Annotated in this window: 25 protein-coding genes; 8 read left to right on the top strand and 17 right to left on the bottom strand. The window is 69.6% G+C overall.

The genetic code is table 11. The features are described from left to right. Positions 1 to 17 precede the first annotated feature (17 nt). Both A2790_RS14625 and dgcA read right to left on the bottom strand, forming a co-directional pair. Complete coding sequence (locus tag A2790_RS14625) at positions 18 to 1835, bottom strand: tetratricopeptide repeat-containing sulfotransferase family protein (protein WP_293393076.1); 1818 nt, start codon at positions 1833 to 1835, stop codon at positions 18 to 20. Positions 1836 to 1909: 74 nt separating this feature from the next. After that, positions 1910 to 2890, bottom strand: a complete 981-nt coding sequence (dgcA, locus tag A2790_RS14620) for an N-acetyl-D-Glu racemase DgcA (protein WP_293393074.1) — start codon at positions 2888 to 2890, stop codon at positions 1910 to 1912. 92 nt (positions 2891 to 2982) lie between these two features. On the opposite strand from dgcA, the gene A2790_RS14615 reads away from it, so the two are divergent. Then, positions 2983 to 3777 carry a YciC family protein gene (locus tag A2790_RS14615; protein WP_293393072.1) on the top strand — a complete coding sequence of 265 codons (795 nt, stop codon included), beginning with the start codon at positions 2983 to 2985 and terminating at the stop codon, positions 3775 to 3777. On the opposite strand, the gene A2790_RS14610 is transcribed toward A2790_RS14615, so the two are convergent. From A2790_RS14610 to A2790_RS14585, 6 genes are read right to left on the bottom strand one after another with little or no spacing between them, the layout of a single operon-like run. Next, positions 3774 to 4676, bottom strand: coding sequence for an RDD family protein (locus tag A2790_RS14610; protein WP_293393070.1), 903 nt, complete (start codon positions 4674 to 4676; stop codon positions 3774 to 3776). The genes A2790_RS14615 and A2790_RS14610 overlap by 4 nt on opposite strands. Continuing rightward, the gene (locus tag A2790_RS14605) at positions 4673 to 5671 is read right to left on the bottom strand and encodes a stage II sporulation protein M (protein WP_293393068.1); all 999 of its coding nucleotides are present in this window, start codon (positions 5669 to 5671) and stop codon (positions 4673 to 4675) included. The genes A2790_RS14610 and A2790_RS14605 overlap by 4 nt, the downstream gene beginning before the upstream one ends. Next, a complete protein-coding gene (locus A2790_RS14600; protein ID WP_293393066.1) occupies positions 5671 to 6984 on the bottom strand; it encodes a DUF58 domain-containing protein in 1314 nt (437 codons plus the stop codon). Before A2790_RS14600 ends, A2790_RS14605 begins: the two co-directional genes overlap by 1 nt. Positions 6985 to 6991: 7 nt before the next feature. Beyond that, positions 6992 to 7948 carry a MoxR family ATPase gene (locus A2790_RS14595; RefSeq protein ID WP_293393065.1) on the bottom strand — a complete coding sequence of 319 codons (957 nt, stop codon included), beginning with the start codon at positions 7946 to 7948 and terminating at the stop codon, positions 6992 to 6994. Then, positions 7935 to 9155: a hypothetical protein gene (locus tag A2790_RS14590; protein ID WP_293393064.1), complete on the bottom strand. Its 1221-nt coding sequence runs from the start codon at positions 9153 to 9155 to the stop codon at positions 7935 to 7937. Before A2790_RS14590 ends, A2790_RS14595 begins: the two co-directional genes overlap by 14 nt. Beyond that, positions 9152 to 9787: a hypothetical protein gene (locus A2790_RS14585; RefSeq protein WP_293393062.1), complete on the bottom strand. Its 636-nt coding sequence runs from the start codon at positions 9785 to 9787 to the stop codon at positions 9152 to 9154. Before A2790_RS14585 ends, A2790_RS14590 begins: the two co-directional genes overlap by 4 nt. Before the next feature lie 91 nt (positions 9788 to 9878). Between A2790_RS14585 and A2790_RS14580 the strand changes: the two genes are divergently transcribed. Continuing rightward, positions 9879 to 10892: an adenosine deaminase gene (locus A2790_RS14580; RefSeq protein ID WP_293393060.1), complete on the top strand. Its 1014-nt coding sequence runs from the start codon at positions 9879 to 9881 to the stop codon at positions 10890 to 10892. A 110-nt stretch (positions 10893 to 11002) separates the two neighbouring features. On the opposite strand, the gene A2790_RS14575 is transcribed toward A2790_RS14580, so the two are convergent. Continuing rightward, on the bottom strand, positions 11003 to 11659 hold the full coding sequence (locus A2790_RS14575; RefSeq protein WP_293393058.1) for a hypothetical protein: 657 nt from the start codon (positions 11657 to 11659) through the stop codon (positions 11003 to 11005). A gap of 335 nt (positions 11660 to 11994) precedes the next feature. Here A2790_RS14575 and A2790_RS14570 point away from each other — a divergent pair, with 335 nt between their 5' ends. Then, positions 11995 to 13587, top strand: a complete 1593-nt coding sequence (locus A2790_RS14570) for an ATP-binding protein (RefSeq protein ID WP_293393056.1) — start codon at positions 11995 to 11997, stop codon at positions 13585 to 13587. 238 nt (positions 13588 to 13825) lie between these two features. On the opposite strand, the gene gmk is transcribed toward A2790_RS14570, so the two are convergent. The 7 genes from gmk to fabD form a co-directional block, all read right to left on the bottom strand. Further along, positions 13826 to 14536, bottom strand: a complete 711-nt coding sequence (gene gmk / locus A2790_RS14565; RefSeq protein ID WP_293393054.1) for a guanylate kinase — start codon at positions 14534 to 14536, stop codon at positions 13826 to 13828. 138 nt (positions 14537 to 14674) lie between these two features. After that, positions 14675 to 15556: a YicC/YloC family endoribonuclease gene (locus tag A2790_RS14560; protein ID WP_293393052.1), complete on the bottom strand. Its 882-nt coding sequence runs from the start codon at positions 15554 to 15556 to the stop codon at positions 14675 to 14677. A gap of 154 nt (positions 15557 to 15710) precedes the next feature. After that, complete coding sequence (mltG, locus tag A2790_RS14555) at positions 15711 to 16718, bottom strand: endolytic transglycosylase MltG (RefSeq protein ID WP_293393050.1); 1008 nt, start codon at positions 16716 to 16718, stop codon at positions 15711 to 15713. Next, the gene (gene fabF, locus A2790_RS14550; RefSeq protein WP_293393048.1) at positions 16715 to 17998 is read right to left on the bottom strand and encodes a beta-ketoacyl-ACP synthase II; all 1284 of its coding nucleotides are present in this window, start codon (positions 17996 to 17998) and stop codon (positions 16715 to 16717) included. Before fabF ends, mltG begins: the two co-directional genes overlap by 4 nt. Positions 17999 to 18089: 91 nt before the next feature. Beyond that, positions 18090 to 18329: an acyl carrier protein gene (locus tag A2790_RS14545; RefSeq protein ID WP_068877152.1), complete on the bottom strand. Its 240-nt coding sequence runs from the start codon at positions 18327 to 18329 to the stop codon at positions 18090 to 18092. Between the two features lie 120 nt (positions 18330 to 18449). Then, positions 18450 to 19190, bottom strand: a complete 741-nt coding sequence (gene fabG, locus A2790_RS14540) for a 3-oxoacyl-[acyl-carrier-protein] reductase (protein ID WP_293393046.1) — start codon at positions 19188 to 19190, stop codon at positions 18450 to 18452. Between the two features lie 9 nt (positions 19191 to 19199). Continuing rightward, positions 19200 to 20144, bottom strand: coding sequence for an ACP S-malonyltransferase (gene fabD, locus A2790_RS14535; RefSeq protein WP_293393044.1), 945 nt, complete (start codon positions 20142 to 20144; stop codon positions 19200 to 19202). Between the two features lie 87 nt (positions 20145 to 20231). Here fabD and A2790_RS14530 point away from each other — a divergent pair, with 87 nt between their 5' ends. Continuing rightward, on the top strand, positions 20232 to 21311 hold the full coding sequence (locus A2790_RS14530; protein ID WP_293393042.1) for a zinc-binding dehydrogenase: 1080 nt from the start codon (positions 20232 to 20234) through the stop codon (positions 21309 to 21311). Here A2790_RS14530 and A2790_RS14525 read toward each other — a convergent pair. Then, complete coding sequence (locus A2790_RS14525) at positions 21308 to 22582, bottom strand: hypothetical protein (RefSeq protein WP_293393040.1); 1275 nt, start codon at positions 22580 to 22582, stop codon at positions 21308 to 21310. The genes A2790_RS14530 and A2790_RS14525 overlap by 4 nt on opposite strands. Before the next feature lie 206 nt (positions 22583 to 22788). Between A2790_RS14525 and A2790_RS14520 the strand changes: the two genes are divergently transcribed. The 4 genes from A2790_RS14520 to rplI all read left to right on the top strand — a co-directional run bounded on the left by A2790_RS14520 (position 22789) and on the right by rplI (position 24790). Continuing rightward, complete coding sequence (locus tag A2790_RS14520; protein WP_293393039.1) at positions 22789 to 23325, top strand: peroxiredoxin; 537 nt, start codon at positions 22789 to 22791, stop codon at positions 23323 to 23325. A gap of 204 nt (positions 23326 to 23529) precedes the next feature. Next, a complete protein-coding gene (rpsF, locus tag A2790_RS14515) occupies positions 23530 to 23892 on the top strand; it encodes a 30S ribosomal protein S6 (protein ID WP_068878991.1) in 363 nt (120 codons plus the stop codon). 18 nt (positions 23893 to 23910) lie between these two features. Further along, positions 23911 to 24192 carry a 30S ribosomal protein S18 gene (gene rpsR, locus A2790_RS14510; protein WP_068878992.1) on the top strand — a complete coding sequence of 94 codons (282 nt, stop codon included), beginning with the start codon at positions 23911 to 23913 and terminating at the stop codon, positions 24190 to 24192. 13 nt (positions 24193 to 24205) lie between these two features. After that, positions 24206 to 24790 carry a 50S ribosomal protein L9 gene (gene rplI / locus A2790_RS14505; RefSeq protein WP_293393036.1) on the top strand — a complete coding sequence of 195 codons (585 nt, stop codon included), beginning with the start codon at positions 24206 to 24208 and terminating at the stop codon, positions 24788 to 24790. The last annotated feature ends 101 nt before the right edge of the window (positions 24791 to 24891 follow it).

Below are 24891 nucleotides of genomic sequence, written 5' to 3'. Positions count from 1 at the left end.
TCAGGATCTGAAGCGCCTCAACTTCCGGGCGCTTGCGGGTATGCGTCGAGCACGGGTCCCAGCGCGGCCTTGAGCGGGCCGAGCCAGGGGTCGTAGTTCCGCCAGTGGTCGGCGGCGTCGGTGAAGATCGGTCGGCGCACCTGCTCCGAGCTGGCCGTCCGAACCGCCCGGTCGTTCTCGTAGAACCGCAGGCAGGCCTCCTCGAAGGGAAGACCGCAGTGGGCGAGCAGGGCGCGCGTTTCCGCCTCGGGATCGGACACCATGCGCTCATAGATCACGCGATGGACCCGTCCGGGCAGGATTGCGTCGAAGTGGGCGAGATAGTCGACATACGCGCGGTAGTACCGGCCGATGTCGGAGAGATCGTAGGTGAAGCCCTGCCCGCGGGCGAAGTGCTGCTTGAAGCCCGAGAAGCCGCAGCCCAGCGGATGGCGGCGTGCGTCGATGATCTTGGCGTTCGGCAAGGCCAGGTGGATCAGGCCCAGATGCGCCCAATTGTTGGGCATCTTGTCGATGAAGAAGGGCCGGCCCAGCTTCCGGTGCACCTCGGCGCGGGCCATGTACTCCTCGCCGAGCGCCGTCAGCTCGCGCGGACCCATCTCGGCCAGCGCCTCGGGATAGCGGCTCTCGGACGCCTTCATCGCCCTGCCGCCGATGCGTCGCGCCAGGGCGATGATGTCGGGCAGTTCCTGGGTGCCCTCGACCTGGCTGTGGCTGGCGAGGATCTGTTCCACCAGCGTTGAGCCCGCCCGCGGCAGGCCGACGATGAAGATCGGGTCCGGCGCGGACGAGCCCTGCCCCGCGCGGGCGGCGAAGAACGCCGTCGTGAAGAGCGCCTTGGCCCGCCGCACCTGATCGTCCGTTTCGTCCGCCTCGTAGTCGAGAGCCTGCCGCCGCAGAGCGTTGCCGCGCTGGTAGTGGCCGAACGAGGCCTCGTAGTCCCCGGCGTCCTCGCGCGCCTTGCCGAGGGCGAACTCCAGGTGGAAGCGGTCCTCGTCGGAGAGGTCGGCCCGCTTCAGCTGCCCCTCCATGGCGGCCACGTCCGCCGCATCGAAGGTGACCGTCTTGAGGTTGGCCAGGCTCCACCACGCCTCGCCGAACTGGGGCGCCAGCGCCACGCAGCGGCGGTAGGCCTCGATGCACTCCGCCTGCCGCCCCACCGTCTTCAGCGAATGGCCATAGCTCATCCAGACCTTGGGCTGGCGCGGCTGGTCCTTGAGCACCGCGCCGTAGAGAGCGATGGCCTGCTCGTACTCACCGATCCGGGCGAGCGCAGCGGCCTTCAGGTTGCGGTAGCCGGGATTGGCCGGGTCGTCCGCCAGCAGCCGGTTCACCTGGGAAATGGCGGCCTGGGACTTGTTCTGCCGGTAGAGGACGGTCGCGTAGTTGTGCCGGGCCGCCGTGAAGCCGGGCGCCAGTTCGACGCAGCGCGCCAGCAGGTTCTCGGCGTCGTCGTAGCGGCCCAGGCGCATGCCGGTTTCGGCCAGCATACGGATCGCCGCCACGTCGGTGGGCCGCGCCATGAGGATCGCGCGCAAGGCCTGCTCCGCGGCGGCCAGGCGGTTCTCCATCAGGGCGGTAGCTGCCCGGACTAGGGCGGGATCCTTCACCGAGCCCTTCACCGAGCGCAGATAGGCCGCCTCGGCCGCCTCGATGTCGCCCTGGCGGCGTAGGGCGGCGCCGAGCAACCGCAGCGCCTGCGGTTGGTCGGGAACGGCCTTGAGGATCTCGCGGGCCTGGGCCTCGGCGGCCGAGGCGTCGACGGGCAGCAGGCGCGCCGCATGTTCCAGCGCGACCTCGAGGGTTCCGACCGTCTCCGCCGCCGCGCCGGGCACAGGGCCTCCGCCGAATATTGCAGTTGGATGAAATCGATGATGCGCGAACGCTGTCAACCGAACGTCGAGCGCGGCTATCCCCAGAAGCCAGGCTGTGGCGGATAGAGCACGCCCGCCTCGATCCGACAGCCGCCGGGGCGGTCCTCGACCAGCCACCAGGGCCCGTCCAGGTCCACCGCCTCGGCGACCGCGCCAATCCACATGGCCGGGGCTATGGCGAGGGAACTGGACACCATGCAGCCGGCCAGCACGCCCAGGCCCAGGTCCCGCGCCTGGGCGGCCATCGCCAACGCCTCCGTCAAGCCGCCGGCCTTGTCGAGCTTCACATTGACCATCTGATATCGGTCCGCCGCCCGGGCCACGTCGGCCGCCGTGTGGACCGACTCATCGGCGCAGATCGGCGCCGGATACTCCAGGCCCGCCAGCCCAGCGTCATCGCCGGCGGGCAGCGGCTGCTCCACCATCATGACCGACAGCCGCGAGATCGGCTCGGCCATGGCCTTGAGGATCGGCAGGGTCCAGCCCTCGTTCGGATCGACGATCAGGCGGGCGCGGGGCGCGGCTTGGGCCACCGCCATCAGCCGCGCGGCCGGATCCTCGGGGCCAAGCTTGACCTTCAGCAGCGGCGCATCGGCCGCCGCCAGCGCCGCAGCGTGCATCGCCTCCGGCGTGTCCAGGCTGACCGTCACCGCGGTGGGCATCGCGCCCGGCGGGGTCCTTCCCAGCCGCGCGGCGACGGAACGGCCGCGGCGCGCCTCCAGGTCCCAGGAGGCGCAGTCCAGAGCGCTGCGCGCCGCCCCGGCCGGCATGGCGCGCACCGCGGCCACGAGGTCGGCGCCCGACGCCAGTCGCCGCCCCGCCTCGGCCAACTGCGCCGTCACCGACGCCGTCGTCTCGCCGTATCGTCCATAGGGCACGCACTCGCCGCGGCCATGCGAGGAACCATCGTCCAGCTCGGCCACCACGACCTCGGCATGGGTCTTCACGCCGCGCGAGATGCGAAAGGGGGCCTTCAGGGCGAGGCGCTCGACGCGGGTGTGCAGGGCAAGGCTCACGCCGAGGGTTGTCCCGCATCCCGGCCGGCGCGTCGACAGCTGTCGCAACCCGTGGTTAGCATCGCGACGGGAGCCTTCAGGGGGATGCTGGAATGACGGATATCGCCGCCACCGAGTCGAGCAAGCTCGACATCGCACGGGTGATCAGCGGCACGTTCGCCGTCCTGGGTCGCAACATCGTGCCGTTCGGCCTGCTGGCGCTGGTGCTGTCGGGCATCCCGACGGCCGTGATCGCCTATTTCCAGGCGACCAACATCGACCCGGACGCCGCCTTCTCCCTCCGTCCCGGCTATTTCCAGGCCGTGGGATTCAGCGGTCTGGCGGCGCTGATCACCAGCGCGATCCTGCAGGGCGCCCTTGTCTACGGCACGGTGCAGGACATGAACGGTCAGCGGCCCGGGATCGCCGATTGCCTCGCCACCGGGCTGCGGGCCTTCCTGCCGCTGATTGGGCTCACCATCCTGCTCGCGATTGCGATCGTGTTCGGGATGATCCTCCTGATCGTGCCTGGGATCATGATGGCGTGCGCCTGGTGCGTGGCCGTGCCCTCGCTCGTCGCCGACCGCACCGGCGTCTTCGGCGCCTTCAGCCGGAGCGCCGAGCTGACGCGGGGCAACCGCTGGCGCATCTTCGCCCTCTTCGTGGTGGTCTGGGTGATCGCCCTGGTGATCGGCGCCGTGGTCGGGGCGATCGCGGTGGCGCTTAGCTTCGGCGGCGGGCTGGATCCCCTGGCCCTGGCCCGCAGTCCCGCCCAGGTGGTGGGCAACGTGGTGAGCAACACGCTGAGCGCCCTGATCGGCTCGACCGGCGTGGCGGTGCTCTATGTCGAGCTGCGGCGTCTGCGCGAGGGCGCCGGTCCGCAATGGCTGGCCGAGATCTTCAGCTAGCTGCGGTCGAACTTGTCCTTGCGGCGGTGGCCGAAGAGCAGACGGCTCTCCAGCCGCCCGCGCAGGGCCGCATAGTAGGCGTTGAGGAACGTCCGGTCGGCCACGTCGGACGGGCCTTCCCAGCCGATCTTGGCGCGGATCCGGGCCGCCACCTCGGCCATCGACTTGCGGTCGCCGGCGCGGATCACGTCCTCCAGCACGTGCAGCTCCTTGATCCCGTAGGCGTCGAGCTGGGCGTGGGTGAAGGCGAAGCCCCGCGCCGCCGTGCGCTCGGTGTCGGCTAGGTCCGGCTGCAGCACCTTCTTCGGCGCCTTCACCACCATCGTGCCGGCGACGAGGTCGCCCATGCGGCGACGGTCGCGGTTGAACAGCGGGAAGACCACGAACACCAGGCTCCAAAGCGCGCCGAGGCTGACCAGGGCGCCATCGACCCCCTCCCCGCGGGCGGCGAAGAAGGTCAGGGGCAGGAAGACCTCGACCTCACGCATGGCGTTGCGGGCGAACACCATGTCAGCGGTCAGGCGCCCGCCATCGGCGGCGGCCACGCGCAGACCCATGGCCCGCTTGCCGGGCGTGGCGGCGCGAGGTCCCACCTCGAAGATCAGGAAGTAGAAGTTGCGGCCGACGAAGACGCCCAGCAGCCAGACCACGCCCAGGAACTCCGCCGACCAAGTGGCGCGCGTGGCCCAGAAGACGCCCAGCGCCGCAAGGCTGAAGAGCGCCAGGCCGCCGAACAGGATCGCGAAGTCGATGAGCAGGGCCGAGAAGCGTTCGGCATAGGCTCCGACCTTGAGCTTCAGGTCGACACCCTCCGGCGTCACGAGTTCGCGCCAGCCGTCGTAGGGGACGCGCGGCGCGCGGGGCCGGCGGAAGCGGCCGAGGACACCCTGCTGGCTCATGGCGCCGCTGTCCGCCGCGGCCAGTAGAAGTAGGCGAGCCAGGCCGCAAGCGTCGTCCCGGCGATGGCGTATCGCGCAAGGTCGACCTGGATCAGCTGGCGGCCGAAGCCCTCCAGCAGGCCCGCGACGAACAGCATCACCACGACGCCGGCCATAGCCGTCGCCGCGCGTCGGCCCGCCTCGGCGGCTGCGTCGACCCGGCTGCGCTCGCCCGGGAAGCAGACCGCCCAGCCGATCGAGAAGCCCGCCGCGCCGGCCAGGACGATGGCGTAGAGCTCGGTCGCCCCGTGGATCATCAGCCAGCCGCCGGCCTCGAAGCCCAGGTTCCGTGACACGAACAGCGCCAGGAAGGCGCCGAACATCCCGCCGTTCAAGACCAGGAGCGCCGCCGTGGGCAGGCACAGCAGGAAGCCCAGCGCAAAGGCGAACAGGGCGATCTGCGCATTGTGGGTGAAGAGGAAGGTGGCAAAGAACGACAGCCCCTCGCCCGCCGTGCCCTGGTGGTAGAGCGTTTCGCGCAGGGAGGCCGTGGTGGCGGTCGGGTCGCGCCCCGACGCCAGGCCCGGCTCGACGAAGCTGTGGAACCAGTCGGCGTCGCGCTGGACCAGGACGAAGGCCACGAGCGCGGCGGCGGCCGACAGGACGAACGAGACCAGGGTCTCGCGCCAGAGCGCCCGTACTGCCGCCGGCCAGTCGTGGATGAAGAAGCGCGCGATCCGCTCCGGAAGGCGGGTGCGGGCGCCGTAGACGATGAAGTAGGCTCGGGTGCAGAGGCTTTCGAGATAGGCGACCAGGCTCTGATCCAGTGAGATGGAGCGGGCTACCGACAGCGACGAGAGCGCCTGGCGGTAGAGCAGCGGCATCTCCAGCAGCTCCTCGCGCTTCAGCTTCGCCGCGCCGCCGGCCTCGGCCTTCGCCAGCAGGGTCTCGAGGCGGCGCCAGTCGGCCTCGCGCTCGGCCCGGAACCTCCAGCTCTTGAGGTGCAGCTCGGCCATCAGACGAGCCCCCGCCGCTTCACGTCGAGGTAGCTGTTGATCAGGTTGGTCGCCAGGCCGTCCGCTGGCGCATCGACGATCTGCGCGCCCAGCCGCCGGAGACGCGCGGCCACCCCCTCGCGCTGCCTCAGCATCCGCTCGGCGATCACGGCGCGGGAGACGTCGTCGGGCGTCTGCGGCTCGCGGCCCACCAGGCTCTCCAGCTCCTCGTCGCGGAACACCACGAACAGAACGAGGTGCGTGCGCATCAGCCGCGCCACGTTCTCGACCATCAGTTCGGCGGATGTGGCGTCGGCGAAATCGGTGAAGACCACCACCACAGCGCGCCGGTCCAGCCGGGCGGCGAGCGCGGTCAGGCCGAGGGTGAAGTTGGTCTCCTCGGTGGAATAGTCGATCGAGGCGCACAGCTTCTGCAGCAGCGGGAAGGCGGCCGGGCCCGAGGCCAGCCCGCTGGCCAGCCGCGGCTTGGAGTCGAAGGCGAAGACGCCCACGCGATCGCCCATCCGCAGCGAGACGAAGGCCAGCAGCAGGGCGGCGTTGATGGCGCGGTCGATCCGCGGCAGGCCGGCGGCCGGCGCGCTCATCAGGCGGCCGGTGTCCAGCGCCAAGAGGATGTGGTGGTTGCGCTCGGTGCGGTACTCGCGGCCGATCAGCTTGGCGTGGCGGGCCGATTGCTTCCAGTCGATGTCGCCCAGGTCCATGCCGGTCTGGAATTCCTTCAGGGCGTGGAAGTCCGAACCTTCGCCCGCGTCGGTCAGCGGCTTGGCGCCCAGGGGCGCGTCGCGGGCGAAGAGGCGCAGGGCCTGCTCCTTCACGCCCGCCACGTCCGGCGTGACGGCCAGCGGCGGGCCGGGCGGCTCGTGGCGCTGCAGCCAGACCAGACCCAGCGGCCCGCGCCAGCGCGCCCACAGCCCCTCGACCCGGCCCTCGCCGCGCCGCGTGGGCGACAGCCGCACCTCCGCCTCCGCCCGGCCGTCCTGCAGCGTCACCGACTGTCGGTCGGGCTCCGCGACCAGGCGCCCGTTGACGCCGACCGCCAGTTCCAGCCGCTGGGGCGGGCGGCCTTCGAAGGCGGCGGTCAGGCGGGCGATCTCAGGACGGCCGACGCCCATGAAGCGCGGCGCGGCCAGCTCCAGAGTGAGCCTGCGCGGCGGCGCCGCCAGCATGACGTCGGCCAGCATCAGGCCGGCGGCCAGCACGATCCAGGCCGCCGCCGCGGTCCACAGCCCCGGCGCGAGTATGGCCACGGCCAGGGCCGGCGCGGCGCCCACGGCCATCAGTCCGATCGCGCGGCGGGTGGGATAGAGGCGCAACGGGCGGCTACCTCGGCGCCGCGGCGAGGTCGACGAGGGCCTGGAGGATTTGGTCGGGCCGGCGGCCGTCGATCTCGGCGGCGGGCGACAGGATCACCCGGTGGCGCAGCGCCGGCAGCGCCAGAGCCTTCACGTCGTCGGGGATGACGTAGTCGCGTCCGTCCAGCGCCGCGCGGGATCGCGCCGACAGGGCCAACTGGGCCGCGGCGCGGGGCGAGGCGCCGCTGGAGAGGTCGGGCGTCTCGCGGGTGGAGCGGACGAGGTCCAGCACATAGCCCACGATCTCATCGGTCAGCCGCACGCCAGCCACCGCCTTGTGCGCCTCGCCCAGCTGCTTGGCCGTGACCACGCGGGCGACGCCGCGGGCCGCGGGATCGGAGTGGCCGCTCTGCATGCCGTATTCGGCCACGATCCGGCGCTCCTCCTCGCGACTGGGGTAGCCGAGGGTCTGCTTGAACAGGAAGCGGTCGAGCTGAGCCTCGGGCAGCGGGTAAGTGCCCTGCTGCTCCAGCGGGTTCTGGGTGGCCACCACCATGAAGCTGGCGCTGAGCTCGCGCGCCTTGCCGTCGATCGTCACCCGGCGTTCCTGCATGGCCTCCAGCAGGGCGGCCTGGGTCTTGGGCGGCGTGCGGTTGATCTCGTCGGCCAGCAGCAGCTCGCAGAACAGCGGGCCTTCGGTCAGCGAGAAGGTCGAGGTCTGGAAGTTGAAGACGTTGGAGCCGATGATGTCGGCGGGCATCAGGTCGGGCGTGAACTGGATGCGGCCGAAGTCCAGCCCGAGCGTGCGGGCGAAGCACTGCGCCAGATAGGTCTTGGCGACGCCCGGCGGCCCTTCCAGCAGCACATGGCCGCGGGCGAACAGCGCCGTCAGCAGCAGGTCGATGGTGTCCTGCTGGCCCACGATGGCCTTGCCGATCTCGGCGCGGACCTTTTCGGCCAGCCCTCTCACCTCAGCGACGTTCACGCGTCATCTCTCCTCGCCAGTCGTACAGCTTTCGGGCGACGGCCAGCAGGTCGTCGCGGGTCTTGATGGTCTCGGCCTCGGCGGCCAGGTCGGCGGGGGCGGCGACGCCGCGCCGGCGCGCCAGGTCGTCCAGCCAGTGCTCCTGGCCCGCATGGCCGCCGGCGGCGCGGGCCACCAGGTTGCGGGTCAGGTCGGCGTAGGCGGGCGCCAGCTCGTGCTCCTTGCGGGCCATCCGCACCAGGTCGGCCGAATTGTCCACCAGCGCCCGGGCGCCGAGAGCGAACGCCCGGCCCTTGGCGCGAGGCTGGCCGAAGCGGGCCAGGGCGTGGAGGCCCATGAGCACGCCTGCCGCCACCGCGATCAGGGTGGCCGCCAGCAGCGGCGGTTCCAGCATCAGCCGGCCGAGGCCGCGGCCGCGCTCCAGGCCGTTCAGCGTCACGTCGAAGAGGATCGGCCGCTCGCCGCCGCGGGCGACCTCCAGGATCGTCGCGCCGGCCCGTGCGGTGTCGAGGCTGGCGAGGCCCTGGTTGTTGAGCAGATCGGGATCGGCCAGCACCCAGATGCTCGGGATCTTCCGCGACTGGACCAGGACGGCCTGGCCACGCTCGTCCACCAGCAGCGGCGCCCAGCCCTCGCCCGACAGCGTGCGCAGGCTGTCGATCTGGCCCGTCCGCAGCGTCATTCCGGCGAAGGCGCTGCCGGGGGCGCCCTGGAGCGTAGGCCGGGCCTGACCCTTCAGAGCGGCAAGCCTGGTCTGCGGCGCATAGGACTTCAGCATGTCCTGGAAGGCCGCCTCGCCGGGCGCGACGCCGACCTTGCGGACGAAGGTCTTGCGGAGCGGATCGGGCATGGCCGCCCACTTCGGCAGGACGATCAGCGTCAGGACGCCCTTGGGGTAGCTCTGCAGCTCCTCCGGGCTCAGGCCGCGGTCGGGGGTCAGGACCACCACCGACGCCGACGGACGCGTGGGCCGGGTGCGGCTGACCAGGACCGAGGCGCCCAGGCCCTTCATCAGGATGGGCGCGCCGGCATAGCCGATGGCCGACCTGGACAGCGCGTGGGCCCGGCCGTCCTGGCCCGAGCGAAGATCCGGCGCGTAGGCCGAGAGCACCGCCATGGCCGCCGCGGCGACGACGCCGGCCAGCACCAGGCCCACGATGGCGCCGGCGGCGAAGGTGGGCGGCCGGGCGGCCGCGGCCTCGCTCACCGCCAGCCCTCGGCGAAGGCGAAGGCCTCGTAGTCGGCGCGGGCCGAGCCGAACTCGGCGGCGCCGGCCGGGCGGCCGCCGAAGAAGGTCAGCTCGACGGCGCGGGCCAGGTTGGCGAAGGCGGCGCGCGGCCGCTCGGGCAGGGCCTCCAGGCCGGCGATGTCGCGGCTGGTCAGGGCCGGCTTCACCGCGCCGGGGCGGCGGGCGCGCAGGTCGTCGATGGAGCGGAACAGGAGGAGGTGGATCGCCTCCTCGAACCGGCCGGCGGCGGCGAGGCCGTCGGCGTCGTCCAGGAGGGCGCGGGCCTTCTCCGGCTCGGGCCGCCAGTCGGCGGAAGGCGCCTCGGCCCGCCTGCGGCGGAACCACCGCTCGGGGACCAGCTCGCGGGCGATGAAGTAGAGGATCAGGGCGCCGCCCAGGATCACGCCGCCCCAGAAGATGTAGGGCAGCACCGGCAGGATGACCTTCAGCACCGCCAAGAGCGGCTCCAGCCAGGGGGGCGGTTCGGGCGGCGCGGGCGGGCCGGCGAAGTCGAACTGGATGCCCGGGGTCTTGCGCAACGCCTCGTGGGCCGCCGCGAGCTTGCGCTCCGCCGCACCGTCCGCCGCCGCCAACGCCCCCGAACCCTGCACGCACACTCCCGAGTTGCGGCGGCGAGCCTAGACGACCGACCGCGCGCCGCAAGCCTTGACCCGGCCAGGGTTTCGCGGTGACGACTTTCCCATGACCGACGCCGATTTCATCCGCGGCCTGCCCAAGGCCGAACTGCACCTGCACATCGAGGGCAGCCTGGAGCCCGAGCTGATGTTCGAGCTGGGCCGCCGCAACGGGATCGCCCTGCCGTTCAAGTCGGTGGAGGAGGTGCGCGCCGCCTACGCCTTCTCCAACCTCCAGGACTTCCTGGACATCTACTACCAGGGCGCCGGGGTGCTGCTCACGAAGGCCGACTTCCACGACCTGGCCATGGCCTACTTCCGCCGGGTGGCAGCCGACGGCTGCCGGCACGTGGAGCTGTTCTTCGACCCTCAGACCCACACCGACCGGGGCGTGCCGTTCGCCACGGTGATCGAGGGCCTGACCGCCGGGATGGCCGAGGCGGAACGGGACCTCGGCGTCACCTCCAGCCTGATCCTCTGCTTCCTGCGGCATCTCAGCGAGGAGGCGGCCTTCGAGACCCTGAAGGCGGCCGAGCCCTGGCTGGACAAGATCGCGGGCGTCGGCCTCGACAGCTCGGAGGTGGGCCACCCGCCGTCGAAGTTCGCCCGGGTGTTCGCCGCGGCGAAGGCCAAGGGGCTGAAAGTGGTCGCCCATGCCGGCGAGGAGGGGCCGCCCGACTATGTGTGGGAGGCGCTGGACGTGCTGCACGTCGACCGGATCGACCACGGCAACCGGGCGCTGGAGGACGAGGCCCTGGTGAAGCGGCTGGTCGCCGAGCAGATGGCGCTGACCGTCTGCCCGCTGTCGAACCTGAAGCTCTGCGTGGTGGACGACCTGAAGGCCCACCCCTTGAAGCGGATGCTGGGGCTGGGGCTGAAGGCGACCCTGAACTCGGACGATCCGGCCTATTTCGGCGGCTATCTCGGCGAGAACTGGACCCAGACGGCTGAGGCGCTGGGGCTGACGCGCGAGGAGCTGGTGACCCTGGCGAAGAACAGCTTCACCGGCTCGTTCCTGCCGGCGGCGGCGGTGAAGCAGCGGCTGGCCGAGATCGACGCCTATGTGGCGGGGGCGGCGTAGGGGCTGGCCGCAGAAAACGCGGAAGACGCAGAAGGGCGCCGAGGGTTCGGCGTCCGAGCCCCCTTCCGCGACCTTCCGCGTCGTTCAGAGTCTGCGTTGGGTCGCGGGCCTCAGCCCGAGCCCTGCCAGGGCGGCCGGGCATAGCCTTTCAGGTCCTTGAGCCAGCGCCGGACCATGTCGATGTCGGGGTCGGGCAGCTCGCGCCAGCGGGCCGCATTGTCGGGATCGAGATTCATCTCCGCGCAGAGCTCGGCGACGTAGTCGTCCAGCGGGCGGGTGGCGAAGTCCTCGTTGCAGCGCTCGTCGAGCAGCCAGTCCTCGAGCTGGCGATAGCACTGGCCGGCGAACTCGCGCTCGAGCTCCAGCTCGCTGCGGTCGAAGCCCTCGGACCAGATCACCCGGCGCACGGCGACGCGCAGCTCCTGCGCGCGGGCGTCGGCGGCCTCGATATCGACGGGGAACCGGCGGCGCGGGGGTTCCGGCTCCGGGCGGGCGCGGCTCAGGATCGCGTCCTGCCGGGCCTCCCGCGCCGCCTCGCGCGCCTCCTGGGCGGCCAGGCGGTCGAAGCGCTCATGCAGGGCCAGGGACTGGCGCAGCGAGCGGGCCATGCGCTGGTAGGTGCGCCCCTTCTCCGCCTCCTCAGGCGTGTCGATGGCGCGCAGATAGCTGGCGTGCGCGGCCTCGCAGGCGGCGAGATCCAGCTCGGCCACCTTGGCCAGCATCTGCTGGCGCCGCTCGGCGATGTCGGGGTTGAACGACATGAACATAACAGGAACACATGCGGCGCCCGGATGTCAAAGTTGTGGGTTTTTTGTGGGAAGCGGGCGAGTGAACTCGGTCTTCACCTCCCCCGCGAAGCGGCGGGAGGGGGACCGCCCGCCGAGGCCGGCGCCAGCCGTCCGAAGAGCGGGGGGTGGAGGGGGCGAGCCGATGGCAAGGCGTTGCAGCCGCGGGAATAGGTATCGTCTTTGCGAGATCAAGATCGGTCCCAGGACGCCGGTCACATCGGCTTTCAAGCGGCCTTGCTCCCCTAAGGTAGATGCGCGACGTTGAATGTAGTTTTAGTTGAATTTTCACGCTACGGGCGCGCGCTGGGGGGTGAATGGCGTCAGTCGACAGAAAGATAGAGATCGCCCCGATTGACGGGACACCCGTAAAGCGGATGTTCTGGTCCATCATCAGCGACTACGGGCTGCTCACGGGAGTCTGTGAGCTGGTCGACAACGCAATCGATCTCTGGAACCGCGGCAAGCGGAGACGCCCACTTTCCATCGTTGTGGACCTCAATGTCCAACAGCAGACCATCTCGGTTCGCGACAACGCGGGCGGTCTGCCGCGTGACGGCCTGCACCTGCTAGTGACGCCCGGCGGCAGTGCCAACGACCCGGACGCGGAGGTGATCGGCATTTTCGGAGTCGGCAGCAAACGCGCCGGAGTTGCGCTAGGCGAGAACGTCGAGATCAAGACCCGCCATAGCAGAGGGGACAGCTTCGAGATCGACATCACCAAGGCCTGGCTCGAAGACGACGTCTGGGAAATGCCGGCCTATCAAATCCCAGACTTTGAACCGAACACCACACAAGTGGTCATCTCCCACCTTCGCAAGCCGATCGGCCCGGCTGGCGTGGAAGCGGTCCGACAACATCTCGCCGAAACCTATAGCGGCTTCCTCGGCCCCGAATGCACGATTGACGTCAATGGCGAGCCCTTGACGCCCGTTGGGTTCGACAACTGGGCTTACCCGCCAGGCTTCGAGCCGGTGCGCGTCGCGTTGATCTGTGACCTCGGCCAATCGAAGCCGATTCAGGCGAAGATCACCGCCGGCCTGATCCGCGATCGCGAGGCGGCGGAGGGAAACTATGGCGTCTACTTCTACCTAAACGGGCGGCTCGTTGCGAAGGAGCTGAAGACCCGCGATGTTGGTTATTTCGTTTCCACCGAGGCCGGCGTGCCGCACCCCGACGCCTCGCTCTGCCGTGTCATCGTCGAGCTGAATGGCCCGGCCCGGCTAATGCCGTGGAACAGCAGCAAAAGCCAAGTAGACTTCGGACACGAGGCTTACCTATGCATCAGACCGAGCCTGATTCAGCTCGCCAGCCGGTTCAGTAAGATTTCGCGCCACCTGAAGAACGACCGCGAGGATGGGGTCTTCAAGTACGACGCAGGCATCATCCAAGACGTCGACCCTGAAGAGGTAACAAGCGCCGGACGGATTATCCTTCCGCCCCTTCCCAAGCTGAACAAGTCCCAGCTTGAGAAGCTGAAGGCGCGGAACAAGGCTGTGCTGCAGGGGAAGCCTTGGACACTAGGAATGGTCGAGGTGTTCGGTGCCGTGGATGCGATCGGCCGACAGAAGCTGGAGACGGGTAACAGAATCGCCTTGATCCTCCTGGACAGCACGTTCGAGATTGCCCTGAAGGAGTACATCGTCCACGAGGACACGCTCTTCCCGCCTAAAGTGTACAATGAGGCGAAGCTTAGCCAAATTTTTGCGCGCCGATACCTCGTCCTAAACGAAATCAAGGCGAAGGTAGCGATCCCCGAAGACGTCCTTCGGCTCTGCCAGCACTATTACGGCATCCGCAATAAGCTCGTTCACGAGCGGGCGACTGTCGACGTCACCGCCAGCGACGTGGCCAACTATCGTCAGGTCGTCGGCCGCTTACTAAAGACGCTGTTCGGCCTACAAATCTGAGCGACCGCAACGCCGGATTGATGCGCCGCAGCGCTCAAGGCGCTGACAGTTCATCGCGAGGTGACGAACCGACGTTCAAGTGTTGGAGCGGCGCTACCTGTGCAACAGGTGTCTCGTCTCGATCGACACCCTCAGCGTCGCGAGCGCACCTTCAAAAACGTCTACATTGAATCGTGTCTTCGCCTTGGCCGCGTTCGCAATTCGCGGTTTCCGCATTGCCTTCGCCGCCCCCACCCCCCTACTTCTGCACCGGCCGCATCAACGGCGACTTCGGCGGCGGCGCCGCATCAACCGCCCCCTCCGCCAGCAGATCCTCCACAAACCCGGGCAGCCACGGGTTGCGCCCCGGCTTCATCCGCTCCGCCCGGTAGATGTGCCCCAAATCCGCATACGCCCGGTCGAAGTTCTTGTTCACGATGACGTAGTCGTAGTTCGTCCAGTGCAGGATCTCCTCGCGGCCCAGCTCCAGGCGCGCGCGGATCGTCTCCTCGGTGTCCTGGGCCCGGGCGCGCAGGCGCCGTTCCAGGTCGTCCCAGGCGGGGGGCAGGATGAACAGGCGCACGCTGTCGTCCGGCGCCTTCTCGGCGATCTGGGCCGCGCCCTGCCAGTCGATGTCGAACAGCACGTCGTGGCCGCCCTCCAGGGCCTCCATCACCGGCGCCTTGGGCGTGCCGTAGTAGTTGCCGTTGACGGTCGCCCACTCCAGGAAGGCGCCCTCGGCGATCATCGCCTCGAACTCCTCGCGGGTCTTGAAATAGTACTCCCGCCCCTCCTCCTCGCCCGGCCGCGCAGGCCGGGTGGTGGCCGAGATCGACAGAGTCAGGTCCGAGTGGTCGGCCACCAGCCGCCGGGTCAGCGAGGTCTTCCCCGCCCCCGCCGGGCTCGACACCAGGAGCAGCAGCCCCCGCCGCACCGTCTCCCAAGGCTTGTGATGATCGTCCGGCGTCACGCGAACCCCTCCCAGCGCGAAGCGCGATCAGACTCAATCGCGGAAAACGCAGAAAACGCAGAAGACCTCATCGGCGCGGCGCCTTCTGCGTCGTCTGCGCTTTCTGCGGTTAAACAGACCGCCTGCGGCGCGATGCGGCTATTCCACATTCTGCACCTGTTCGCGGAACTGCTCGATGGTCGCCTTCAGGTCCAGGCCCACCGCCGTCAGGGCGCCGGCCTGCGACTTCGAGCACAGGGTGTTGGCCTCGCGCATGAACTCCTGGGTCAGGAAGTCCAGCCGCCGCCCCACCGCCCCGTCCGAGGCCAGGAGGCCCCGGGCCGCCTCCACATGGGTGCGCAGGCGGTCCAGCTCCTCCTGCACATCGGCCTTCACCGCCATGGCGGCCGCCTCCTGCACGATCCGCTCCTCGGTGGCCGCCTCGCCGGCCAGTTCCTTCAGCCGCGCCTCGAAGCGGGCCTTGATCGCCGCCGGCTGGCCGGCCGCCAGGTCCCGCGCCTGGCCGGCCAGGTCGCCGATCCGGTCCACCTGGGCGTGCAGCACGCCGAGCAGGGCCGTCCCCTCCTCCCGGCGCGCGGCGGCCAGGCCGTCCAGGGCCACGGCGATGCTGGCGGCCATGGCGGCTTCCACCTCGGCCTGGACCTCGGGGTCCAGCCCCGCATCGTCGGCCTCGATCACGCCCCGCAGCGAGAGCAGCCCGTCCAGGCTGGGCGGCATGATTCGGCCGTCCTGCATGAACGGCGCGCCCAGGGCCAGGTAGCGCTCCAGCTGCTCCACGTTCACCCGCACCGACGCTGCGCCTTCGCTGCGCTTGGCGGTGACGCCCACGGTCAGGTTGCCGCGCTGGAAGCGGGCCTGGGCGCCCTCGCGCGCGGCCCGGTCCAGGGTCTCGAACCCCGGCGGCCCGCGGAACCGCACCTCCAGGTTCCGGCCATTGACGCTCCGCGCCTCCACCGCCCAGGTCCACCCGGCGTGCGCCCCCTCGGCCCGCCCAAACCCCGTCATCCCCGAGATCGGCATCAGCGTCGTCCCCGCGCCGCAGGCGCTGTCAAATCAAACCACGGACCATCACGGACCATCACGGACCAAGGTTCAAACGCCGCGTCCGTCCGTGATGGTCGGTGATGGTCCGTGGTTGAATCATATTGGCGCTGACGCGCCTGGGCGGCAGCCATCAACGCCCGCCCGTCGCCGCGCGGTCGCGCTCGATCTGGCGCCAGCGCTGGACGTTCTTCTCGTGCTGTTCGTAGGTGGTGGCGAAGGCGTGGCCGCCCGTCCCGTCCGCCACGAAGTAGAACTCGTCCGTCTTCGGCGGGTTGAGCACCGCCGCCAGGGACTCGCGGCCCGGGTTGGCGATCGGCCCCGGCGGCAGGCCGGCGACCTTGTACGAATTCCAGGGGCTGTCGGCGGCCAGTTCCGAGGCGCGGATGCCCCGGCCCAGCGGCCGGCCCTTGGTCAGGCCGTAGATGATCGTCGGGTCGCTCTGCAGCAGCATGCCGGCCCGCAGCCGGTTGATGAAGATCGCCGCCACCCGCGGCCGCTCCGCCGCGACGCCCGTCTCCTTCTCGACGATGGAGGCCAGGATCACCGCCTCCTGCGGCGAGGCCAGCGGCAGGCCCGGCTGGCGGGCGGCCCACAGCTTGGCCAGCACCTCGTCGTGCGCCTCGCGCATCCGCTGGATCACCGCCTCGCGGCTCTCGCCGCGCTGGATGTCGTAGGTGTCGGGCAGGACCGAGCCCTCGGGCGGCTCGGCGGCGGTTCCCGTCAGCACGGGCGAGGCGTTCACCGCGTCCAGCACCATGCCGCTGGTCCAGCCCTCGGGGATGGTGATCGACCGGCGCACCACCTTGCCGGACCGGATATCCCCCAGCACCTGGGCCATCGAGGCGCCGGTGCGGAATTCGTACTCGCCGGCCTTCAGATCGCCCGCGGCGCCGGTCATCCGGGCGGCCAGGGCGAACAGGCTCGCCGAGGAGATCACCCCGGCCGCCTGCAGCGTCTGGCCGATCCGCGCGACGCCCGAGCCGCGCTCCAGCACCACCACGGTGGCCGCGCCCTCCCGGGCCTTGGGGCCGGGCCCGGCGTAGGTCCAGACCCCTGCCAGGGCGATCAGCAGACTGAGGCCCAGGGCGATCAGCGCGCCCCCGCCCGCGGCCCGCTTGCTGATCCGGCGTCGGCTCACGCGTATTTCTTGAAGATCACCGAGGCGTTGGTCCCGCCGAAGCCGAAGCTGTTCGACAGCACCACATTGATCTCCATCGGCTTGGCCTTGTTGGCCACCAGGTCGATGGGCGTCTCGACGGAGGGGTTGTCCAGGTTGATGGTCGGCGGGGCCACCTGGTCGCGGATCGCCAGGCAGCTGAACGCCGCCTCGATGGCGCCGGCCGCGCCCAGCAGGTGGCCGGTGGCCGACTTGGTGGAGCTCATGGTGGCCTTGGCCGCCGCATTGCCCAGGAGGCGCTCGACCGCGCCCAGCTCGATCTCGTCGCCGAGCGGCGTCGAGGTGCCGTGGGCGTTGATGTAGTCGATGTCGGAGGGGTCGATGCCGGCGTCCTTGATGGCCGCCTTCATGGCCCGGAAGCCGCCGTCGCCGTCCTCGGCCGGGGCCGTGATGTGGTAGGCGTCGCCCGCCAGGCCGTAGCCGATGACCTCGGCGTAGATCTTGGCCCCGCGCGCCTTGGCGTGCTCCAGCTCCTCCAGCACCAGGATGCCGGCGCCCTCGCCCATGACGAAGCCGTCGCGGTCCTTGTCGTAGGGGCGGCTGGCCTTCTCGGGGGCGTCGTTGAAGTTGGTGGACATGGCGCGGCAGGCGATGAAGCCGGCGATGCCCACCGGCACCACGCTGGCCTCCGCGCCGCCCGCGAGCATCACGTCGGCGTCGCCGTACTTGATCAGCCGGGCCGCATCGCCGATGGCGTGGGCGCCCGTGGCGCAGGCCGTGACCACGGCGTGGTTGGGGCCCTTGAAGCCGTAGCGGATCGAGACCTGGCCCGAGACCAGGTTGATCAGGGCCGAGGGGATGAAGAACGGGCTGACCCGGCGGGGGCCCTTCTCGTGCAGCTCGATGGCCGTCTCGGCGATGGTGCCGAGGCCGCCGATGCCGGAGCCGATCATCACCCCGGTCCGCTCGCGGTCCTCGTCGGTCTGGGGCTCCCAGCCGGAATCCTTCACCGCCTCGTCGGCGGCGGCGATGCCGTAGAGGATGAAGTCGTCGACGCGGCGGCGGTCCTTCGGGGACAGGGTCTGGTCGGGGTCGAACGAGCCCGGAACGTCCGGCCCGCCCCCGCCGCGGCCGTCCACGCGGGGGACCTCGCACGCCACTTTACAGGCGTAATCGGACACGTCGAAGGCCGTGATGTTCCCGGCCCCGGACTTGCCCTCCAGGATCTTCTTCCAGCTGAGTTCGGTCCCCTGCCCCAGCGGGGTGAGGAGCCCGATGCCGGTGACGACGACTCGACGCATGGCCATGACCTCAGAAACGGAACCGCCGCGCCATCGGGTCTTCCCCAGCGACGCGGCGGCTCTTTGATTCCAGGAACTTAGTCCGGACGGCTTAGCCGCCCAGCCGCTCTTGAATGAACTTCACGGCGTCGCCGACGGTCTGGATATGCTCCGCCGCGTCGTCCGGAATCTCGATGTCGAACTCCTCCTCGAAGGCCATCACCAGCTCGACGTTGTCGAGGCTGTCGGCGCCGAGGTCGTCGATGAAGGAAGCCTTCTCGGTGACCTTCTCGGGGTCGGCATCAAGGTGTTCGATCACAATCTTACGGACGCGTTCAAGAACGTCGGACATTTGGTAGGTCCCTCAGGGCTTAGTCAGTGCTTGCATCGACGACGGGGACCGTGAAGTCAACTGTCGCCTTGGTGATCGAATTCGGGCGCCGGGTAGCATGTTCCGGACGCCCCGCGATAGTCAGATCATGGCCATGCCGCCGTTGACGTGCAGGGTCTGGCCGGTCACGTACCCGGCTTCGTCGGACGCCAGATAGGCGCAAGCGGCCGCCACGTCACCCCCCGTGCCCAGCCGGGCTGCCGGGATGGTGGCGAGGATGCCGGCCCGCTGCTGCTCGTTGAGCGAGTCGGTCATCGGGCTCGCAATGAAGCCGGGCGCCACGCAGTTAACGGTGATCCCGCGGGTCGCCACCTCCTGGGCCAACGCCTTGGAGAACCCGATCATGCCGGCCTTCGACGCCGCGTAGTTCGCCTGCCCCGGATTGCCGGTGACGCCGACGACGGAGGTGATGCCGATGATGCGGCCGAAGCGGCGCTTCATCATCCCGCGCATGGCCGCGCGGCTGAGGCGAAAGTAGCTCTCCAGGTTGACCCTGAGCACCGTCTCCCAGTCCTCGTCCTTCATCCGCATCAGGAGGCCGTCCTTGGTGATGCCCGCGTTGGCGACCAGGATGTCGAGCGGACGGCCCGCGGCCGCCTCGGCCGCCTCGATCAAGCCGTCGACCGCAGCCGAATCGGCCAGGTTGGCCGCGGCGACGGACGCGCGCTCGCCGAGCCGGGCTGCGAGGTCCTGCAAGACAGGCTCCCGGGTGCCCGAAAGGACCACGTGAGCGCCCTGGGCGTGGAGGGTCGTGGCGATCTCGATGCCGATGCCGCCGGTAGCGCCGGTGACGAGAGCGGTCTTGCCGGTGAGTTCGAACATGGGCGTCTCTCAGAGCGACTTGGCGAAGGCTTCGAGGTCGGCGGGGCTGTTCAGGGGAACAGCCTCCGCGTCGGGAGCGATCCGCTTGGCCATGCCGGACAGGACCTTGCCGGCGCCGGCCTCCGCAAAGCGGGTCACGCCGCCGGTCTCCGCCATCCAGAGCATACTTTCGCGCCAGCGGACGCGACCGGTGACCTGCTCCACCAGCATCCGGCGGATCGCCTCCGGGTCGTTGGTCGGCGTTGCGATGACGTTGGCCACCAGCGGCGCACGCGGGGCGATGATCGTGGCGCTGGCCAGCGCCTCGGCCATCTCATCGGCGGCCGGCTGCATCAGCGGGCAATGGAAGGGCGCCGAGACGTTCAGCGGGATCGCGCGCGCGCCGAGTTCCTTGGCCTTCTCGATGGCCTTGTCGACGGCCGCCTTGGCGCCCGAGATGACGACGTTGCCGTTGTTGTTGTCGTTGGCTACGACACAGACGCCCACTTCAGCGCCGGCTTTTGCGGCCTCTTCGGCCAGGGCGAGGTCGGTCTTCGGTCCGATCAGGGACGCCATGGCGCCCTGTCCCACCGGGACTGCGCGTTGCATGGCCTGGCCGCGGAGCTTCAGGAGACGGGCCGTATCCGAGAGGCTGATGGCGCCGGCGGCGGCCAAGGCGGAGTATTCCCCCAGGCTGTGGCCCGCCACGAAGGCCGCCTTTTCGACGCCCACGCCAAATTCCTTCTCCAGGGTCCGCATCACCGCCATGCTGACCGCCATCAAGGCAGGCTGGGCGTTCTCGGTGAGCGTCAGCTGATCCTCGGGACCGTCCTTCATCAGCGCGAACAGCTTCTGCTTCAGCGCCTCATCGACCTCTTGGAAGACCTCGCGCGCCGACGCGAAGGCCTCGGCCAGGTCCTGGCCCATGCCGACGGCCTGGCTGCCCTGTCCGGGAAAGAGAAAGGCGAGGGTCATGGCGACGCCGCTCCTGGTGATTCCGAGGCGCGAGGGTTAGGGGATACAACTGCCAAGAACAAGAATGACGAGTTGGGGGAGTAACGCATGAAGGCCGTGATCCGACGCGACAGGCGCCTCGTCTGCGACGAGATCGCCGACCTGAAGCCCGCCGAGGGCCAGGTGCTGGTGAAGACCCTGGCGTGCGGGATCTGCGGCTCCGACCTGCACGCCCTGCACCACATGGAGCACATGATTGACCTGTCGCGTCGGGCCGGGGCGCCCGACAACGGCTTCGACCCGGCCGCCGACACCGTGTTCGGCCACGAGTTCTGCGCCGAGATCCTGGATCACGGCCCAGGCTCGCCGAAGGCGCTCAAGGCCGGAACGCGGGTGGTCGGCGTGCCGGTGACCATGCACGGCGGCGGGATCGAGGCCCTGGGCTTCTCCAACCGGCTGCCGGGTGGCTTCGCCCAACAGATGCTGCTGACCGAGGCCATGATCCTGGAGGTCCCGAACGGTCTGCCAACGGACAAGGCGGCCCTGACCGAGCCCTTTGCGGTCGGCGCCCATGCCGTGGCCAAGGCCAAGCTGGAGCCCAAGTCGGTTTCGCTCGTGGTCGGTTGCGGCCCGGTCGGCCTGGCCGTTATCGCGGCGCTCAAGGCCCAAGGACACGGCCCGGTCATCGCCGCCGATTTCTCGCCGCGCCGTCGCGCTGCGGCCGAGAAGCTGGGGGCCGACATCGTGGTCGATCCTGCGGTCGAGAACCCCCACGAGCGCTGGGAGACGCTGGGCGTCCCGCGCAGCCGGGCGGCTCAGACCATGATGCGGATGATGGGCAATACAATCGCCCAGCCGGTGGTTTTCGAATGCGTAGGCTCGCCGGGGGTCCTGCAGGCCCTGATCGAGGCCGCGCCCGCCGGCGCCCAGATTGTCGTCGCCGGCGTCTGCATGGAAACCGACAAGATCGAGCCGTCGATCGCCATCACCAAGGAGATCGAGCTCACCTTCGTGTTCGGCTACACGCCCGAGGAGTTCGCTCTCACCCTGCGCCAACTGGCCGAAGGCGTGATCGACGTCTCGGGGCTCGTGACCGGCGCTGTGGCGCTCGATGGCGTCGCGGAGGCGTTCACGGCGCTCGGCGACCCCGAGGCGCACGTCAAGCTCCTCGTCCGTCCGAACGGCTAAAGCCCCGGCGCCCGACCCGGGTGGTCTCGCATGTAGGCCTGGGCGGCGGCGGTCAGCGCCGGCGACGCGACGCCGTCGATCGGACCGATGTAGTATCCCTGCTGGGCGAGATAGGTCTGGGTGTCGACCAGGGAGACCTGCTCTGTCGATGCGACCTGGGACATCGTCTCCGGTCGAGCCGTGCGCACCTCCAGATCAGCGAGCCTTGCGGCGGCTGCGGCGTCCCCGGCCTTGGCGGCGGCGGCATACCAGCGGCGCGCTTCTGCAGCGTCTCGCTCCAGCCCGCGGCCAGCCTCGTACATCAGGCCCAGATTGTACTGCGCGTCCACAACGCCGCGTTCGGCCGCACGACGGAACCAGACACTGGCTTCCCGCATGCCTTGCGGTCCGCCATCACCTTCCATCAGGAACACAGCGGCGTTGTACATGGCCGTAGGGTCGCCGCTCCGGGCGGCCCGCAACGTCCATCGGCGCGCGGCGCGGAGGTCGCGCGACACGCCGGCCCCGCCCGCTTCGTACAGCCCGGCGAGCTTCACCTGGGCCTTGGCGTCGCCCACCTGGGCCAGCGTGATAAGGCGTGGAACTGCCGCCGGGTCCCCGCGCTCCAGCGCAGCTGAGACCTCGGCGTAGTTCTCCCGGGTCCCGAACGTCGCGGCGCTCGCGAGGGGCCGCTTCACCTCGGGCGCGGTGGGTTGGGCGGCCGGAACGGTGGCCATTGCCGCCTCTGGCTCCGCGATCCTCCCTACGGCATCAGGCGGGGTGTCAGCGATGGTTACCGCCGGCACGGCCCGTTCGATAGCCGGCGGGCGTGTGAGCGCCACCGCACCGAGGCCCGCGCCGCATAGAGCCGCACACAGCGCCACCGCGCTCAGGATGAGACGAACCGCCCCGGCGCCGAACAGCGGGCGCTTCGTCGCGCGGACGGTCTCAAGCTCGGCGAGGGTCTGGTTCAGGTGGACCGTCAGCTGCGCCTCGCGCGCCGCCGCAGCGGCAGCCTCGCTCCGCAGACGGGCGTTCAGCGCGTCGAGCGCCGCCTCAAGGTTCGCGACCCGAACGCTGAGGGCGTCCTCGTCGGCGGCCATGCGCCGCGCCAACAGTTCCATCTGCTGGACCAGCGCCACCGCCGTCTCGCGGCGCATGGGTTCCGGCGACGCCAAGCGGCGGGTAAACTCCGCCAGCACCTCGTCGAAGCGGACCCGGGCTGGGCGCGCGTCCTCGCGACCGGCCAATCCCAAGCCAGAACCCGTTGACCAGCCGCTGCCGTCCGCCATCTCGCCTCCGGAACGCGGTCCTGGGGCCGCGCCCGTCACAGCTACACGCGCGGGGACTGCCATACGGTAAACAAGCCGGTAATCATGTCGCGCCGCTCGACGCCTCGGGCCGCGTTTCGGGCGGGAGATATTCCGATGGCTTGCAAGCGCTAGAACGCAGGTATTCAACTGGCCCGCCATTCCGCGCCCTAAGGGAAACGACCCACATGCGCCTCCTCATCGCCGTCGCCGCACTCGCCGCGCTGGGCGCCACGCCCGCCCTCGCCGCCCTGAAGAAGGGCGACAAGGCCCCTGACTTCACCGCCGAAGGCTACCAGGCCGGCAAGCCGCTCCACTTCTCGATGGCCGAAGCCCGCAAGAAGGGGCCGGTCGTACTGTATTTCTTCCCGGCGGCCGACACCCAGGGGTGCAACATCGAGGCGAAGATGTTCGCCGACGCATCGGACCAGTTCAAAGCGGCCGGGGCGACGCTCATCGGCGTCACTGCTGGCAATCTCAACAAGCTCGCCAGCTTCTCAGCCGACACCGAAAAGTGCTCGGGCAAGTTCCCCGTGGCCGCCGATCCGGGCGCCAAGATCGCCAAGCAGTACGACAGCGTCCTGGCCATGAAGCCGAACTGGTCGGACCGGACGTCGTATGTCATCGCCAAGGACGGCACCGTGGTCCACGCCTACACCAAGATGGACCCCACCGAGCACGTCTCCCAGACGCTCGGCGCGGTGAAGGCCCTGAAAGCAAAATAACGCCGTCCTGCGCGTGAGGCGCCAACTCGAAAACCCTTGCCCGCGCTCGGGTTTTCCACTAATTGCGCGCCTCTTCACGGAAGGCGGTCTCTTCGCGGAACGCAAATGGGTCGGGAAACTCCCGGCCGCCGCGCCAGGGATCCATCGTGACCAGCGGACTTCCGCCGCCGGCCGCGCCGCCCTCCACAACGGAAGAAGGAAAGCATGGCGCTCTACGAGCACGTCGTCATCTCGCGGCAGGATATCTCGCCGCAACAGGCCGAAGCCCTCAACGATCAGCTGAAAACCCTCATCGAGGAAGGCGGCGGCAACGTCGCGAAGATCGAGTACTGGGGCCTTCGCAACCTCACCTACCGGATCAAGAAGAACCGCAAGGGTCACTATTCCCTGCTGGCGATCGACGCCCCGGCCGACATCGTCAAGGAAATGGAACGCCAGCTGTCGATCAACGAAGACGTGCTGCGCTACATGACCGTGCGCGTCGACGAGCTCGACCTGGAGCTCTCGCCGATCCTCGCCCGCCGCGATCGCGACCGCGAACGCCGCGACGACGTTCCTCAGTTCTAAGAAAGGGAGGCTGTCACTATGAGCGACGAAACCTCCGCCGCCCCGGCTCCGGCCGCCGGCGCCTCCGCGGGTGGCGCGCGCCGCCCGTTCTTCCGCCGCCGCAAGGTCTGCCCGTTCTCCGGCGCCAACGCCCCGAAGATCGACTACAAGGACGTGAAGCTGCTCCAGCGCTACGTGTCCGAGCGCGGCAAGATCGTGCCGAGCCGCATCACCGCGGTCTCCGCCAAGAAGCAGCGTGAGCTGGCCAAGGCCATCAAGCGCGCCCGCTTCCTGGCGCTGCTCCCCTACGTCGTGAAGTAAGGGAGAGGCACCGATGAAAGTCATTCTGCTCGAACGGCTGGAAGGCTGGGGCTCGCTCGGCGACGTTGTCAACGTCAAGGACGGCTACGCCCGCAACTTCCTGCTGCCCCGCCAGAAGGCGCTCCGCGCCAACGCGGCGAACCTCAAGGTTTTCGAAGCCCAGCGCGCGGAGATCGAAGCCCGCAACGCCAAGGCCAAGGAAGCCGCCGGCAAGGCCGGTGAGAAGCTGGACGGCACGTCCTACATCATGATCCGCCAGGCGGGCGAGAGCGGCCAGCTCTACGGCTCGGTGGCCGGTCGCGACGTGGCCGATGCGGTGAACGCCGAAGGCGGCAAGATCGAGCGTTCGATGGTCGTGCTGGACAAGCCGATCAAGACGCTCGGCATGCACGAGGTGAAGGTGCGCCTGCATTCGGAAGTGACGGTCACCGTCACCCTGAACATCGCGCGCAGCCAGGACGAGGCCGAACGTCAGGCCCGTGGCGAGAACGTGATCAACGCCCAGTTCGAAGAAGAGCGCGAAGCTGCCGAACAGGCCGCCGCGGACCTCCTCGAAGGCGGCGCGGGTTCGCAAGAGTTCGCCGGCGCCGAAGCCTAGGCGTCGACAGCCCGACAACACTGGATGCGGCGCGGGGGGCGACTCCCGCGCCGTTTCTTTGACAGTGTTGCCGAATTGTCATTTCCGCCAAAAGCGACGCT

The sequence above is a fragment of the Phenylobacterium sp. RIFCSPHIGHO2_01_FULL_69_31 genome (assembly GCF_001824475.1).
Lineage (GTDB): Bacteria > Pseudomonadota > Alphaproteobacteria > Caulobacterales > Caulobacteraceae > Phenylobacterium.
The sequence above is the reverse complement of the archived record's forward strand: the minus strand, read 5'-3'. Positions and strand labels throughout refer to the sequence as shown.